Below are 16105 nucleotides of genomic sequence, written 5' to 3'. Positions count from 1 at the left end.
CAATCGGGAACCCGCGGGCTGTGCGTCCGCTAAGGACCACGCGCACACGGTCCGCCCTGGTGTAATGGCAGCACCCCGGCCTTTGGAGCCGTGGAGTATAGGTTCGAATCCTATGGGCGGAACTTGTCGGTGATCTGCCGGCACCGCCTCTGAAGGCACTGTCTCTCCCGAAGCTGTCCATCGGCTGCGCGGAAGGCTGTGAATCGGCAAGAGTAGGATAGAGCAGATTCCGCAGCCGGGTTCGCCCGGACGTAACCGAGCAAGGAGAGCGACTTCGTGAGCCCCGATACTACTGGCCCCGCCGCTGTAATCGTCCTAGCTGCCGGAGCCGGTACGCGGATGAAGTCGCGGACTCCCAAAATTCTCCACGAAATCGGTGGACGTTCCATGGTGGCGCATGCCATCCTTGCCGCACGTTCCATCGATCCCCAGCGGCTGGCCTTGGTGGTCCGCCACGAACGGGACCTCGTCGCCGCGCACGTTGAACTGATCGATCCCGACGCCGTCATTGTGGACCAGGACGATGTTCCCGGAACCGGCCGTGCCGTCGAGGTAGCCTTTGACGCCCTCGATGCGAAGGCCGAACTTACCGGAACGGTAGTGGTCACGTACGGCGATGTTCCTTTGCTGTCCGGTTCCCTCCTGTCCGAGCTTGTCGCCACGCACGAATCCGAGGGCAACGCCGTGACGGTCTTGACCGCCCTCCTCGACGACGCCAATGGATACGGCCGCATCCTTCGTGGCGAGGACGGCACAGTGCTGGGCATCCGCGAACACAAAGACGCCAGCGACGCCGAGCGCTCCATCCGCGAGGTCAACTCCGGTATCTATGCTTTTGACGCACGGGTTCTCCGCACGCAGCTGCACAAGGTGACCACAGAGAACATCCAGCGCGAAAAGTACCTCACTGACGTCCTCGAACTGGCGCGCGACGCCGGAGGCCGGGTTTCCGCCGTCGTCACCAAGGACCGCTGGCAGGTGGAAGGTGCCAACGACCGCGTCCAGTTGGCCGCGCTCGGGGCCGAGCACAACCGCCGGATCGTCGAAGCCTGGATGCGTGCCGGCGTCACGGTCGTTGACCCGGCCACCACCTGGATCGATTCCACCGTCACCCTGGACGAAGACGTCCGCCTCCTGCCGAACACGCAGCTTCACGGTGCCACCACTGTGGCGCGCGACGCCGTCGTCGGGCCAGACACGACCCTCTCCGACGTTTCTGTGGGCGAAGGCGCGAAGGTTACCCGCACCCACGGCTCGGGATCCACGATCGGTGCCAGGGCCAGTGTGGGTCCGTTCACGTATCTGCGCCCGGGCACGGTCCTGGGGGAGACCGGCAAGATCGGCGCTTTCTACGAAACCAAGAACGTGACCATCGGCCGCGGCTCCAAGCTGTCCCACCTCGGCTATGCCGGCGACGCCGAGATCGGCGAGGACACCAACATCGGCTGCGGCAACATTACGGCAAACTACGACGGCGAGAAGAAGCACCGCACGGTGATCGGCTCCGGTGTGCGGACCGGCTCCAACACGGTCTTCGTGGCTCCTGTGACGATTGGCGACGGCGCCTACAGCGGCGCCGGCGCTATCATCCGGAAGGACGTTCCCGCCGGAGCCCTCACCCTGAGCGTTGCACCTCAGCGCAACGCCGAAGGCTGGGTCATAGCCAACCGCCAGGGCAGTAACTCGGCCCGGTTGGCGCAGGCTGCGCAAGCCGCGCTGGGCTCCGCCGCCACCCCCGATTCATCAAGTACCCAGGCAATCACAGAAGAGGGCATACAGGCATGAGCGAAATTACCGCACACGGCGAGAAGAAACTAGTTCTCGCTGCCGGACGGGCGCACCCCGAGCTGGCGCAGGAAATCGCCAAGGAGCTGGAAACGGAACTCCTGCCTATCGACGCCTACGACTTCGCCAACGGTGAGATCTATGTGCGATCGGCGGAGAGCGTCCGCGGCACCGATGCCTTTGTCATCCAGGCACACCCGGCCCCACTGAACAACTGGCTCATGGAGCAGTTGATCATGATCGACTCGCTGAAGCGCGCTTCGGCCAAGCGGATCACCGTCGTTTCTCCGTTCTACCCCTACGCCCGCCAGGACAAGAAGGGCCGTGGTCGCGAGCCGATCTCCGCCCGCCTGGTGGCGGACCTCTACAAGACCGCCGGTGCGGACCGGATCATGTCGGTTGACCTTCACACGTCCCAGATCCAAGGGTTCTTCGACGGCCCGGTGGATCACCTCATGGCGATCCCGCTGCTGGCCGACTACATCCGTACCAGGGTCGAAGCAGACAACATCACCGTAGTTTCGCCGGACACCGGCCGTGTCCGCGTGGCGGAACAGTGGGCCGAGCGCCTCGGTGGTGCGCCTTTGGCGTTCGTCCACAAGAGCCGCGACCTCACGGTGCCGAACCAGGCAGTCTCGAAGACCGTCGTCGGGCAGATCGAAGGCCGCACGTGCGTCTTGATCGACGACATGATCGACACCGGTGGAACGATCTCCGGCGCCGTCCAGGTCCTCAAGAACGCCGGTGCCAAGGACGTCATCATTGCCTGCACGCACGCTGTGTTCTCCGAACCGGCGGCGCAGCGCTTGGCGGATTCCGGCGCCCGCGAGGTTGTTGTCACCAATACGCTGCCCATTCCGGCAGACAAGCGCTTCCCGCAGCTCACCGTGCTGTCGATCGCACCATTGATTGCACGCGCCATCCGCGAAGTGTTCGACGACGGCTCTGTCACCAGCCTCTTCGACGGCAACGCTTAACGGCTTCCTCGGTTTTCGGCAATCGGGGCGGGACTGCTAAACTCTTGGGGATACCTTGGCGAGGGAGAGCACATCCGGATCGCGTTTCTACGTGATTCCGGATTGCGGGTCTCCGTTATCGACTGGGTCTGAATCTCCTTCAACGAAGGCGGACCAGCTGCTCCTGCGGCTGGGATTCCGCTGGGCGTGGAAGGTCACCACAGACCTCCGCCCTTGCTGATCGACTTGCCTGGCATTGTGCCGGCGCCACAGTAATCAAGGAGTACACATGTCTGAGCAGAAGCTCGCAGCAGAACTGCGCACCGAATTCGGCAAGGGTTTCGCCCGCCGCGCCCGTTCGGCCGGCCAGATCCCGGCCGTCGTCTACGGTCACGGCGCAGAGCCCATGCACATCAACCTGCCTGGCCGCGCCACCACGCTGGCCGTCCGCGTTTCCAACGCCCTGCTGTCCCTGGACATCAACGGCGAGGAGCACCTGGCCTTGGTGAAGGACATCCAGCGCGATCCGATCAAGCAGATCATCGAGCACATCGACCTCCTGACCGTCCGCAAGGGCGAAAAGGTTACCGTTGACGTTTCCGTGCACGTTATTGGTGAAGCTGCCATCGGCGCTGTCGCCAACCAGGAAGCCACCACGGTTTCGCTCGAAGCCGAGGCTACGCACCTGCCGACGTTCGTGGAAATCAGCATCGAAGGGCGCAAGGCCGGCGAGCACGTCCACGCCTCGGACATCGTCCTGCCGAACGGTTCGGAACTGCTGACCGATCCCGAGACGCTCATCATCCACATCTCGGAGGCCACTTCGGAAGCCGAGGAAGAGGCAGCGCCTGCTGCTGAGTAGTCTTCGCGACTAGCTGCGGCGCAAGCCTTTGCGAGTGGCCGGGTCCCTGAGGGGTCCCGGCCACTTCTTTTCGTTCAACCCCCTTGATTCCCTAGGATGACTCCATGACAGACACTTGGCTGATTGTCGGCCTTGGCAATCCCGGCAGTGAATACAGCCACAACCGCCACAACGTCGGCCAGATGGTCCTGGACGAACTTGCTTCGCGCATGGGCGGAAGTTTCAAGGCCCACAAGTCGCGGGCGCACGTCGTGGAGGGCAGGCTCGGGATCGGGGGGCCGAGGGTGGTGCTGGCCAAGCCTATGAGCTACATGAATGTTTCCGGGGGACCGGTTTCCGGCCTCGCCAAGTTCTTTGATATCGCTCCGGACCACGTGATTGCGGTGCACGACGAAATTGATATTCCCTTCAACACCGTCAAGTTGAAGATCGGCGGCGGAGAAGGCGGCCACAACGGCCTGCGGGATATCTCCAAGGCTTTGGCAACCAAGGACTACTTGCGGGTCCGTGTTGGCGTCGGCAGGCCGCCTGGCCGGATGGACACGGCGGATTATGTCCTCAGGGATTTTGGATCCTCGGAAAAGAAAGAACTGCCATTCCTCCTGGATGAGGCGGCAGACGCCGTTGAAGTGTTGATGACTGAGGGTCTGCTTGCCGCCCAGCAGAGATTCCACGCCGTGAAGGCCTAGTCCCCACCGCCTCCCTTGCCTCGCTTCGCTCGGCCAGGGAACCCTGGCGGCGTGGGCCCACCCACCGCCTCCCTTACCTCGCTTCGCTCGGCCAGGGAACCCTGGCGGCGTGGGCCCACCCACCGCCCCCCTTGCCTCGCTCCGCTGTTTGACAAGTGCCCTGATGGCTCGCCGACGGACTAATTGATTCGGGGGGATCGCTATGATACTTTGCAAATCACTGCTGGGGCTAAGGGAAATACGAATGCAAACGACCCGCTGAACGTCACGTCCGCCAGAGCTACGAAGGTAGCGTGATCTAAATTGCGAGCAATACCGGAATCTGAAGTAGGGCGGCACCCAACGGAGCGGCAAGCCCTTGGCGCTGCAGAACGTCGGAAATGGTCGTCGCTGGTCCGGCAGGATCTTCAGAACGCGGTTATTGAAGCGCTTGGCGAGCCATCTTCTTATGGAGTGGTGGTAGTTGGAGCACCGGGCGTTGGCAAAGCAACGTTCGCCCGCTCCGTAGAGGCACGGCTCGCTTCAAAGACGCACGTACTGCACCTCCACGGTTCAGCGGACACCACAACTCCTTTTGGGGCGCTGGCACATCTGGTTGCGCGATTGCCCGCCGATGCTGGAGATTCCCCGGGGGCGATCATCCACGGCATGTCGCAAATGATAAGTTCGGACGCCTCGGGGCGCGAAGTGCTGTTGGTCCTATCGGAACTTCCTGGAATGGACACCATGAGCACGGCCGTACTAGTGCACTTGCTAATTAGTGGCACCGCGAAAGTCCTCGTCACTGTCCGCCAAGTCACTGACATGCCGGAAGACCTGATCAGGTTGCTGAAGGACGGACTGCTCCACGAAGTTCAGCTTCAGGTTTTTTCCCGGGCGGAAGTAGCCAAATTGCTCACGGGTGTTCTTGGGAAACGAGTGACCGCAACTGCCGCAAGTGCCCTGCATGCATCCAGCGGTGGAAATCCTTTGGTGCTGCAAGCCATTGTCACCGAGCAGCTTCGCTCGGGCAACCTGCATCTTGCCGGACAGGTTTGGGCGATGAAAGGCGAAATCCATCTTTCTTCCGCGGAAGTCCTGACCGATCTGGTCCGTTCCCGACTTGCCCGGGAGAGCCCAGCGGTACAGGAAGCGCTGGAGTTGCTTGCCCTGATCCGGACGGCCCCACTCGCCGTGCTGTTGGACGTCTTGGAAGCTGAAGTGGTTGCGGAGATGGAGTGGTCCGGTTATCTTCGCATCGAAACGTCTGGCTCCCGCCGTGTGGCGCTGCGGGACGAGTACATGGGTGAGGTCATTCGAGGCTGGATGGACCTGCCACGACGGAATGAACTGCGCCGGCTAGCCGCCGGGGTTATCGGTGGCATTACGCAGGATCTGGACGCCGAGGCCCTCCTGGGGTTTGCCTCCTCCACGCTGAACGTACGCGAAACGTTGGAACCCACGGTGGCCCTGGCCGCTGCGACGGCCGCGAACAGGCAATTCGATCCTTGGTTCGCCTTGGAATGTTCCCGGCAGATTGGGCGGGAAGACAAGGAGTGGGTGGCCGCGGCCCAGCAACGATGTGTTTCCCACGTCATCATGGCCGAGCACGAGGCTGCGGTGGCCGCTTTGAAGGACGTGACGCCCGAGCAACTTCGGCGCCTGTCGGCGTACGACTACGCAGACTATGTCCAGGAGCTCTGCAGCGCGCTGTTGTGGATTCCGGGCGGGCACCTGCAAATTCCCGGTCTGGTCGCCGATGCGGAGGAGGACCTTGCCCGCCGATCACAAGCGGGCGACACTGATGCCGCCGAGCTTGAGCGAGCACGCGGGATGCTCAAGCTCGCCCGTTTTGAGCTTCAGGTCCATCAGGGCGAGTATTCGGAAGTTGCTGAAGCCCTGGAGCAGGAATACCGGGATGGCAGCGACCTCCAACAAAGGTTGAGTTGCGGCAGCCTGCTGACGATGGCCTGGGCGGTACTAGGCAGGGAAATGGAGGCAATCGAACTGGCGCGCGAGCTGAAGCACAAAATACAGCGCGCCCAGGCACAGCCCCGTTTGCACAACTGGTTGTCCGAAGGCCTGTTTGCTGCCCTGCTGTGTAGCGGACAGTGGGAAGAATTGGCCCAGATGCTGACGGCGACACTCGACCAGCAGCCGAAGAACATCCACTACCTCGGCGGCGCCGCCGAGCTTGCCTTGGGGGTTTCCTACACCTACGCCGGACGGGCCGCAGTGGCGATTGATACCCTTCTGGGAGCCCAGGCGCAGTTGGAGATCAGACGCAACTACTACGGCCCCGCACTGGCCTATTCTGCGTTGGCCTTTGCCTATGCGCAGGCCGGCGACGTGAAGGAATCCCGGACGTTTCTCGAATTGGCGGAAAAAGGGCAAGGGGAGACGGCGTGGTTTCCCGCATGGATGGCCGAATTCTGCGTGAAGATGGCGCGGCGCTGGTTGAAGGATCCTGGAGCGAAGCAGAGCCTGATCGAGTCTGCCAACCGGGACCTGGCGAAAGGACGGACCACAACGGCGTCCATCAGCCTTTTCGGGGCCACCGTCCACGGTACTGACGAGGAGCTTTTGCTTTTGGAACAGGTTTCATCGCGCCGCCAAGGCAAAATGGCGGCCGTGAACCGGATGGTGGCGGAAGGAAGCCGAAAGAAGGACCCGAAAACCTTGCTGCTTGCCGCCTCCGTCGCCCAGGAGCTGAAGTTGGATGCGGTAGAGTCGCGCTGCGCCGTCCTCGCATTGGACATCGCCCGGGAAGCTGGCGATTCGTCATCCGCCAGGCTCGCCCAGCAACGGTTGGACCGCCTGGTCGGCACCGTTCCGGTACTGCCCCTGACACCACATACTTTCGGACCCGAACTGACTGAAAGGGAACGGCAGGTTGCAAAGATGGCCAGTCAAGGGTTGAGTAACAAGGAGGTGGCAAACCAACTTCAGGTTTCGGTTCGAACAGTTGAAGGCCACCTCTATCAAATCTTTACGAAAATGGGCATCTCATCAAGGAGCGAGCTTGAAGGAACCGCGCAGGCATGACAACGCTGCGGCGGTGCATGGTCCTGCCGGAGAAAGCGGCCCGCGTCCGCCTGAACCTTGGCTGGACTATGGACACTTGCTCCCCGGAATTACGGCCGCAATCCGTGCGGACGACTGTTCGGCTGTCTTCATCGTGGGCGATTCAGGCCTCGGTGCGTCATCCCTTCTGGCCCAGCTCGGGAGTATCTTTGGCAAGGACTTTGCGGTAGTCCCGATTCATGGAAGTCCGTCACTTACTGCCGTCCCTTATGGGGTGTTGGCCCCGTATCTTGCGCATCTTTCAGTTGCCGACATTTCCTCCCGCGTCGCGGTACTGCGCGCCCTTTGGGCTCACCTTGAGAGCATCCGCAAGGGTACCGGTCCGGCTTTGCTCCTGGTCGATGATGCGCACTACCTGGACGATGCCACGTGCGGGATGCTTACTGAGCTTGTTCAGGCAAGATGGGCCAAAATCGTGGCCGCATGCGTCCCCCGGCCTGGGGTTCCGGGACCCCTCCTGCGCCTGTGGCACGAGGGAAGTGCTGAGTGGTTTGACTTGGAGCCGCTGACGGCTGAGCAAGGCCACGAACTGTGCGAGGCATTGTTGGGCGGAATCGTGCTGAGCAGCACTAGTCATGAATTTTGGACAGAGGCCGGAGGCAACACCCTGCTGTTGAAGACCCTTGTTCGGGAAGCCGAAAGCTCGGGTTCGCTTGTTCAGCGGCACGGTGTTTGGCTCAAGACAGTCGCAACACCCATCCACACTATGAAGCTGGAAGCTGTGGTCAAGCTTCAGCTGATGCGCATTTCGCCCGCGAGCAGGGATGCCCTGAGCTTGATCGCTCTGGCCGAGCCGGTGGACGAGAAGCTGATCAACGTTGTCGCCGGTGAAACGGCCGTGCAGGAGTTAGTGGATCAGCATTTGATCAAGCCCTCCGGCAATGGGTTGCCAACCCTCCGGCTCGTCTCTCCCGTCTACGGAGAGGTACTTCGCAGCGTCGTCCCAGCTGCCCAGAGCCTGCAACTGCACCGGCAATTGATTTCCCGGATGGATGTTTTGGAAGACAACCCGGACTCGCTCCTGCGGATGGTTACGTGGTCCCTTGACTGCGGGGCAGACGTGCCCGACCGTCTCTTGATCAGAGCGGCGGTCCTTGCTGGGAGGCTCCTTCAAAGCGAGACGGCTTTGCGTATGGCGACCGCCGTGCAGGATATGCAGTGGCAAGCGGTTGCTCAGGCCATCATGGCCAGATCGTACTTCAATCTTGGCCGCCGGGACGAGGCCTCCGCGGTCCTGACCCAGGAAACCTTGGACGGCAATGCCGGACCCTCCCACCTCATATTCGGCAACCTGCTTCGTGCCGTTACGCGTGCCGCCGTGGGGCAACCCGCTTCCGTGATCCTGGCCGATGCGGAGACTTTCCGTGAATGGGGCGAGCAGCAACCGGGCCTCCAGGGGCAGCAAACACCGGACGTGAAAGCCGTTGTGCCACTCGCCGTTTCCCTCATGGGCCTGATTGCTGATTCCTTGGACGGTGAATACCGGCGGATGGGCCCGGACCTGGAGCGCGTCCTCCTTCAGGATCGATCCGTAGAAGGTTCCTTTCCGGCCCTGATCAAGGCCTTGGCGTTGTCCCTGAAGTCAGAGCGGCTCTGCGCCCTCGGCTTCGGGCGCCAGGGGAAGCTGCTTGCGTTGGAAGCTGCCGCGGTGAAACAGCCCCAGGAGAACGACATCTTCTTCGTCCCCGAGTTCATCGCTGCCCGCCACGTCATTTGCGCCTTGGCTGCCGGGGACTGGGCGGACGCTCAAAAGCTCCTCGACAGTTACTACGAATCCTCAGGCGTCGCCATGGCTTCTTTTGGCGGGGCAGCTTACATGGTGCTCGGCTATGTTGCCATCAGGCAAGGTAAGTCCGGCGAAGCCTTGCCGCTGCTCACTGCCGGCCTCGAAGCCTTGAGGGACAGCGACCCGCAGAATCTCTTCGGCCTGTGCGCCGCCATCGCATTCTATGCGGCCGCCGGCGCCGGGTTACCTGAAGCTCAACGGTTCAGGGCGGACTACAAGTCCTGGGGGCAACATGGCACGCATCTTCTCGCTGCCCAAGCAAGCAACTTTTTCGAAGCCGGGATTGAACTCCTCAAAGGTGACGGCTCCGGCGTCGAAGGGTTGTATGTCAACGCTGACGGTGCAGCGAAAGAAGGCGCTACCTTCCTTGAACTACATGCCCTGGAGTTGGCGCTTGGCCTGGGGGACACCAACAGGCTGGACCGGTTTTGCGAAACTGCGGCCGCAACTGAGGGCGCATGGGCCCAATCCCTCGCTGAGTACGGGCTGGCGCTCAAATTCGGGGGTACTGCCCGGTATTTGTCCGCGGGGGAGAAGCTTCAGTCAGCCGCCGTCTACCACCTGGCCGCGAGGTCTTACAGCCTGGCGCTGGATGCCCCGGATCGTGGACGCACCAAAGAGCTCACGGCGCTCGCACGGGCGGGGCTGGCGCGCTGTAACGAAGAATTGGGTCAGGGAGGCGAGGAATCACAGCACGAATCGGTGTCTCCAAGACTGACCAAGAGGGAATGGGACATTGTCAATCTGGCGCTCCAGGGCCTCAGCGACCGGCAGATTGCGGACACGCTGCTTATCTCGGTCCGCACTGTCGAAGGGCATCTGTACCGGTGCTACTCGAAATTGGGGATCACCGGAAGGGACGAACTTGCCGGGGCTGTCGCCGTCGTACAGGGCACGCCCGACGCCGGCTGAACCGGAAGAAGGACGCACAGCGTTAGTAGCGCACTCTCGTTTTGCGGGGAACGTCACTGTCGGCGCCGAGTAGCCGCCACGCGTGGCAGGGGTACTCATACCCGCATACGAGTATCGGGCCGTATGAAAGTCGAGTACTCACTACTGGTGTGGGGCTGACGCCTAGCTGGTTAATTGGGGGGTGTCACCACTCGATCACTGGGGGTCTCGCTAATGTTGACAGCAGGCAGTGCATCTACGGTCCACGGCGCTCGGTCCGGAGACGGGTCGCGGTACCAGGCATTCGACGCATCCTCGTCTCCATCCCTGCAGGAGTGCGGCGAGAGCAAGTCGGTAGTCTCGATGGCGTGGCCGCCGATTGGACCTAGGGCCACTGTTGACGACATCGCACTTGCGCTCGCGGCATCCAAGGGTGGCGTACTCGTTACGGGGCCGTCCGGGAGCGGCAAGAGCTACTTGACCACCCGCGCGGTGAACGAAATTCGCGGGCGTTCGTTCGTCGTCGTCATCCGTGGCAGCGCCGCGCTGGCGGGATCACCCTACGGCGCCCTCAATATTCTCTTGAGCGATCTTGACCCGGGGTACCTAGCCCATCCAGTCCTGGTGTTGTCAGCACTCACCGCTTTACTCCGTGAGCGTGCCGAGGGAAAACCGGTGTACCTGGTCATTGAAAATGCGGCCGAGCTGGATGAGCTGGCGGCCATGACGGTGGCCCAACTCGCGCGGAACGGCGCTGCACAGCTTGTCCTGACCTGCACTGATCCGCAGCGGCTCTGTGGCGAGATCACGAGGCTCTGCGGCGACGGCTTCCTGCACCGGATAGACCTCAAACCACTTACCTTCCAGGAATCACACGACTGGCTCGAGGCCGGCCTTGGAGCGAAGGTCTCACCGTCGGGCGCTCACGCCCTTTGGGCAGCAAGCGGGGGCAACCCCCACTACCTCAAGATGCTCGCGGCAGAGCTCGCCGAATCGGGAGCGCTTCTCAAGCGCGACGGCGTCTGGGTCCTGACGTCACGGAGCGAACAGCACGGCCGGGCAATCACTGATCTCATCACCACCCGGCTTGGCCGGATGGGCAGCGGCGAGCGCAAAGTCCTCGAGATCCTCTCATTGGCAAAGGCCGTCCCCCTGGAATCCCTTCTGGCGCTGGCGTCACCGGACGATGTGGATTCCCTCGAGAAAAGGGGCGTCCTTGTGGTGGACGATTCGCTGCCGCGGATGGCCAGGCTGCAAAGCCAACTCGTGGGCGACGTGGTCCGGGCGAACGTTCCTCCCGGCCGCAGCAACGAACTACGGGACATGTTGGCCCAAGCGACGAATCCGTCCCTTGGCCAGCGCCTGATGTTGCTGCACATGGCTTCCTGGGCATTGGACTGCGGAGCTGAACTCGGTACGGAAGAAGCTCTTGACGCTGCCGCCGTTGCGAATCGGCAACTTGACGCGCGGCTGGCCTTGCGCTTGGTCCGGTCCATTCCAAACCACTCCCTGATGCCCGCGGCTGTAGCCGAGGAAGCCCACGCATTGATGACACTGGGTGATGTGACCGGTGCCCGGAACGTCTTGAAGCAACACCACGAAGGACCGGGGGATGAAGCCACCCTGTCTGAATGGGTACGGCTCAAACTCGCCGAGAGCTCAGTCCTTCTGGCCCGGCGCGAAACCACTGGCCAGGCTTGTGAGACCTTGGCACACGTCCGACGGCGCCTGGACGACGGAACTGCGACGGCCGGGGGAGGGCAGGATATCGCCGAACTTCGGGAGGAACTTGTCCTGGCCGAATCGCAGGCAGCCAGCTATTCGGGTTCCTACGCCGAGATGGCAGTCCAGCTGGAAGAGGTACTTCAAGACTTTGAGTCCCACGGCACGGAGTTCCGTCTGCTCGCTGGAAGCTGGTTGTGCGAGGCCTTGGCCTTGACCGGGCGGCAATCCGAGGCGGCGGACTTGGCCGAGCAGCTGATGGCGGACTGTCATGATCCTGCTGTTTCGGTCGCGGCGGCCCGCCGCGCGACATCGCGCCTCAGTTTCGCCTTCGTGCTTGCCGGAAGGTGGGATAAGGCAGGGGAAATGGTCCAGCCGGACGACGACGTTCTGGTCTCGTCGGCCGAGGCACTCCCGACGGCCATTGATCTTCCCAAAGCGATCTTCCTTTGCCTTCAGGGACGAGCCCAAGACGGCATGGAAGCGCTCATTCCTGTGATAAGCCAATTGCGTGTCCAGGACAACGAAGGCATGCTGGATATCGCCTGCACTGCGGCCGCCTACGCGTCGGCATTGCAGGGTGAGCCCGACCAAGCCTTGCGCTACTTGGAGGAAGCGTCCACCCAGCAGCGCAGGCCGACGTGGCGGAAGGAGCGGACGCAAAAGTACCTCGCGGCGTTGGCCCGGGAGCGCCTCGAAGGCCCTGCAACCGCCATCGACGAACTTCTCGGCCTGGCCGACGCCGACCGGGACGAGGGTGCTCCCGGTCACGAGATATTTTGCCTTAGCTCAGCCGTCCGCCTCGGTGCGGTGGCGTCCGCTCCTCGGCTGCTGGACTCGGCACTCAGTTGCCAGGGACGATTCGCGGAACTGTGCGCCGTGTACGCGAGAGCGATGATATCGGGTAGCGCTGAGCTTCTTCTTGAAGCGGCACAGTTGGCCGAAGACATGCAGAACGAGAGGTTCGCCTTCGACATCGCCGAGACCGTGTTGCATCTGGAACACGTCCAGTTGGACAAGACGGCCCTTCGGAAGGCACGGCAGCTCGCGGAGACCTGCAGGCAGCACCTGCGCACCCCGCAGAGTGGCCAGCAAGAGGGACTGAAGCTGACTGCGCGCGAGTTGGAGATTGCCAAGCTGGCGGCGAAACGGGAAAGCAACAAGGGTATCGCAGCGAAGCTCCACGTTTCAGTACGCACGGTAGAGGGGCACCTCTACCAGATCTTCGGCAAGCTGAAGATCGTAGAACGCTCGGAACTGAGCTTTGCCCTTGGCAGCGTTGAAGGTGGTGCGCAATGACTGAGGTGGTTTCCACCGAACCGTTGGTTGGACGATTCAGCGTCATGGCCGCCGTCGTAGATTGCCTTCTCGATGTCAACGGTCCGGGTGTGCTGCTTTTCGGCGATGCAGGCATCGGCAAGACTGCACTGATTAACGAGGCGGTCCATGAACTTGGCCACCGAGTGCGCCCCTTCAGGGTCTTTGCCGGCCCGACTCTGGCGTCGGTACCCTTTGCGGCCTTGGCACCACTGCTGACCGCACTGACCCCGGGCCAGATCAACGAGCCGTTGTCCGTCCTCAGGGCGGTCGTCGCAGCATTGAACCCTGCAGGGCAGCCACACCCGGCACCGGCCGTTCTGATCGTTGAGGACGCGCATCACATCGACGACAGCAGCGTGGCTGTCTTGGCGCAGCTGGCGGCAGCGGAAGCCGCCAAAGTCGTGTTTTTGTGCCGTCCCTATCCTGCCCCGCCAGCAGAGGTTTTCTCGATGTGGTCCGAGGGACTCGTGGACCGATTCGACTTGCATCCCCTCAACGAGCAGGAAGTAAACCAACTTTGCGCCCATGCCTTGGACGGACCCGTGGTCCAAGGCGCCAGCGCCCTCCTCTGCAAGTACTCCGGCGGAAACCCGATGTTTTTGCTGGAGCTCATTGACCACGCCAAGTCACTTGGCCAGTTGGTCTGCCGTAACGACGCCTGGATGCTCTCGGGTGAGCTTCGGGGAACCAGCGTGCGTTTGATGGACCTGGTGAGAAACCAGATCCTCCTCCTGGGACCCGAACAGCGAGAGACCCTTGAGACCGTAGCGCTGGCAGAGCCCGTTCCGCTGAACGTAGTACAACAGGCAAGCTACTCCAACGCCGTCGATGAATTGCAGGAGCTGCATTTCATAGAGATCGCGTCCGACCCCGCACGGCATGTCCGGCTGGCCCAGCCGCTGGTCGGCGAAGTGATCCGCCAGCTGGTCCCCACTGCCCACAGCATGACCATCCGACGCCGCATCGTGGACCTGATGGGTGCCAAACCGCAGACGATGGACGGCCTGCTGCGCTACGTTTCATGGGGGCTGGAATCGGGCACCAAGGTCCCGGATGCCGACATCCTGGAAGCGGCCCAACTGGCAAATCGGCTGTTCATCCCTAGTTACGTGGAACGAGTGGCCGGCGCGATCAAGGATCCGTCCCTGCGACTCGCCGCCCAAGTAGAGGTGGCACGGGCCAAATGGTACCGCGGTGATATTCGGGGATCGGTGTCGTCTCTTGCCGGGGTTGTGGACCGGACGAGTGATCCGCGGACGCTCCGGCACGCATCGATGTTGGCGGCCCAACTTGCCGGACGCCAAGGCGTCGGGCCGAACGCCATCAAGCAGGCAGCTTACGAATGGGAGGCGGCCCTCGCAAGGCTCGCTGAGGCTCCGCAGGGCATTGACCCCGGGGAACTGGAACGCGGAAAGCTGGGAAGCAGGCTCCTCTCGCTGCAAGGCCTCCAATCGGAAGGCCACTATGTCGAGACAGAGCGTGAGCTCCGCCAGATTTGGAACGAAACCGATGACGACGAGTCCCACCTGGTGGCGGGCGCGCTCCTCGCGGAGGCCATGGCGGTCACGGGCCGGCCGGTCTCTGCCCTCCAGATTCTGATGGGCATCCAGGAGATGGTCGCCACAAGCGGCGATTGGAGCCTCCAGTACGCGGGGTTTGTCATGCGCTGCTACATCCTGGCCCTGCAACAGGCGGGTGAGTTTGACGTTCTTGACGCATTCCTCAGGAATCATGTTTCCCAGGGACCGAACTCGCTGATCTATTCGGGTGGGATGCTCCACCTGGCAGCCGGAATAGTGGACTTGCGCAAGGGGGACCTGGGGCTTGCGCTGCCACGGCTTCGCCAAGCGGTCAGCATGCTGCGGGTCTCAGACATGGGAAGTGACCTGCCCGACGCCGTTGCTGCCGCCGCGTACGCGGCGTCGATCCTGAAACGCCGTGACACCGCTGCGTCGTACTCAATCGAGTACGACGCGATGATCCGGGAAGGGGTGCATCCATCGCTGCTGGCTCAGGGCCATGCGGCAGTGGCGAGAGCCGAACAGACCGGCTCGCAAGTGGCGATCGCGCGGCTAATGTCCCTTGCGGATTCCGCCGCCGCGGACGGCGCAATAGGCGCTGAGATTGACATCCTGATGTTGGTCCTCAGACTGGGAGACCCGAGCGTGGCTCGGAGGCTGACCGCGGTAGCCGAGGGCAGTGAAGGCCGCACTGCGGAGTTTGCCCTGAGCGTTGGGCTGGCCCTCACGCACAAGGACGCGGATCGACTCATTGAGCTCAGCGAATTGGCGTCCAGGGAGGGCCTGGAACTCGCCGCAGCTGATTGCGCGGTTCACGCCCTTCGGATCCTGGAAAGCAGGGGGGACAAAGCACGCCAGCTTGAGGGACAGCGACTTCTCAAGCGCCGCACCGCTGCCCTCGACAAGGCAGGTCCGGCTAGCGAGGGGAGCTCTCCCGACCTCCAGAAGCTCACCCGGCGAGAGCAGGAAATCGCAACGCTTGTGCGGTCGGGATCAAGCAATAAGGACATTGCGGTCAGCTTGGGCCTCTCATTGCGCACCGTTGAAGGCCACCTCTACCGGATGTTTGCCAAGCTCGGCATTAGCCACCGTGAAGACCTGATGAACGGTGCCGACGGTACGGAGAACCTGGGCTAGCGGTAAACTCCGGTGCCCACTGGGCCCGGAGGACGTTTGCCGCGTAGTCTCCCTCCGCCGTCGTCCGTGCTCGGATATCAAGGGGCGGGGACCAAAGCGAGTACCGAATCGAGTGGTTAAGAATGCCCGGACGGGTAGTCCTCGGATTTGGGCGGAATAGCGCATCCAAAGACGGGTAGAGCCCACTCGCGCCTGCCCTAGGGGTTGGTTAATACGCTCTTTCTTGATGGCAACCGCCACTCAATTGGGGACAAGTGGGCCTCGAGATGAAACGCAGGAAGAATTCTTTGCTACAGGTAAACCAACCGGCAATCCGGCGAGAAATCAGCTCCAATGCGACCGGTCTCCCACACTCTGCGAGTACCCCCAAAAGC

At 62.4% G+C, this 16105-nt stretch carries 8 protein-coding genes and 1 tRNA gene; all 9 read left to right on the top strand.

The window, feature by feature from the left end; translation table 11 throughout:
* The first annotated feature begins 50 nt into the window (after positions 1–50).
* The 9 genes from AC3ANQ_RS16520 to AC3ANQ_RS16480 all read left to right on the top strand — a co-directional run bounded on the left by AC3ANQ_RS16520 (position 51) and on the right by AC3ANQ_RS16480 (position 15731).
* Positions 51–122: transfer RNA gene (locus AC3ANQ_RS16520), tRNA-Gln, on the top strand.
* Between the two features lie 217 nt (positions 123–339).
* A complete protein-coding gene (glmU, locus tag AC3ANQ_RS16515; RefSeq protein WP_488305350.1) occupies positions 340–1785 on the top strand; it encodes a bifunctional UDP-N-acetylglucosamine diphosphorylase/glucosamine-1-phosphate N-acetyltransferase GlmU in 1446 nt (481 codons plus the stop codon).
* Positions 1782–2762: a ribose-phosphate diphosphokinase gene (locus tag AC3ANQ_RS16510; protein ID WP_028266439.1), complete on the top strand. Its 981-nt coding sequence runs from the start codon at positions 1782–1784 to the stop codon at positions 2760–2762. The genes glmU and AC3ANQ_RS16510 overlap by 4 nt, the downstream gene beginning before the upstream one ends.
* A gap of 268 nt (positions 2763–3030) precedes the next feature.
* A complete protein-coding gene (locus AC3ANQ_RS16505; protein ID WP_488302034.1) occupies positions 3031–3603 on the top strand; it encodes a 50S ribosomal protein L25/general stress protein Ctc in 573 nt (190 codons plus the stop codon).
* A gap of 104 nt (positions 3604–3707) precedes the next feature.
* A complete protein-coding gene (pth, locus tag AC3ANQ_RS16500; protein ID WP_488302033.1) occupies positions 3708–4292 on the top strand; it encodes an aminoacyl-tRNA hydrolase in 585 nt (194 codons plus the stop codon).
* Between the two features lie 456 nt (positions 4293–4748).
* Entirely contained in the window at positions 4749–7316 is a 2568-nt protein-coding gene (locus AC3ANQ_RS16495; protein WP_488302032.1) for a LuxR C-terminal-related transcriptional regulator, read from the top strand.
* A complete protein-coding gene (locus tag AC3ANQ_RS16490; RefSeq protein ID WP_488302031.1) occupies positions 7294–10053 on the top strand; it encodes a helix-turn-helix transcriptional regulator in 2760 nt (919 codons plus the stop codon). Before AC3ANQ_RS16495 ends, AC3ANQ_RS16490 begins: the two co-directional genes overlap by 23 nt.
* Positions 10054–10266: 213 nt before the next feature.
* On the top strand, positions 10267–13053 hold the full coding sequence (locus AC3ANQ_RS16485; protein WP_488302030.1) for a helix-turn-helix transcriptional regulator: 2787 nt from the start codon (positions 10267–10269) through the stop codon (positions 13051–13053).
* Positions 13050–15731 carry a LuxR C-terminal-related transcriptional regulator gene (locus AC3ANQ_RS16480; RefSeq protein ID WP_488302029.1) on the top strand — a complete coding sequence of 894 codons (2682 nt, stop codon included), beginning with the start codon at positions 13050–13052 and terminating at the stop codon, positions 15729–15731. The genes AC3ANQ_RS16485 and AC3ANQ_RS16480 overlap by 4 nt, the downstream gene beginning before the upstream one ends.
* Positions 15732–16105 lie beyond the last annotated feature (374 nt).

The organism is Arthrobacter sp. DMZ02-1R (assembly GCF_057747935.1).
The sequence above is the reverse complement of the archived record's forward strand: the minus strand, read 5'-3'. Positions and strand labels throughout refer to the sequence as shown.

Excerpts from the sequence above, each read along its gene's own strand:
- glmU (WP_488305350.1), top strand. The coding sequence starts at position 340 with ATGAAGTCGCGGACTCCCAAAATTCTCCACGAAATCGGTGGACGTTCC.
- AC3ANQ_RS16510 (WP_028266439.1), top strand. The coding sequence starts at position 1,782 with ATGAGCGAAATTACCGCACACGGCGAGAAGAAACTAGTTCTCGCTGCC.
- AC3ANQ_RS16505 (WP_488302034.1), top strand. The coding sequence starts at position 3,031 with ATGTCTGAGCAGAAGCTCGCAGCAGAACTGCGCACCGAATTCGGCAAG.
- pth (WP_488302033.1), top strand. The coding sequence starts at position 3,708 with ATGACAGACACTTGGCTGATTGTCGGCCTTGGCAATCCCGGCAGTGAA.
- AC3ANQ_RS16485 (WP_488302030.1), top strand. The coding sequence starts at position 10,267 with ATGTTGACAGCAGGCAGTGCATCTACGGTCCACGGCGCTCGGTCCGGA.
- AC3ANQ_RS16480 (WP_488302029.1), top strand. The coding sequence starts at position 13,050 with ATGACTGAGGTGGTTTCCACCGAACCGTTGGTTGGACGATTCAGCGTC.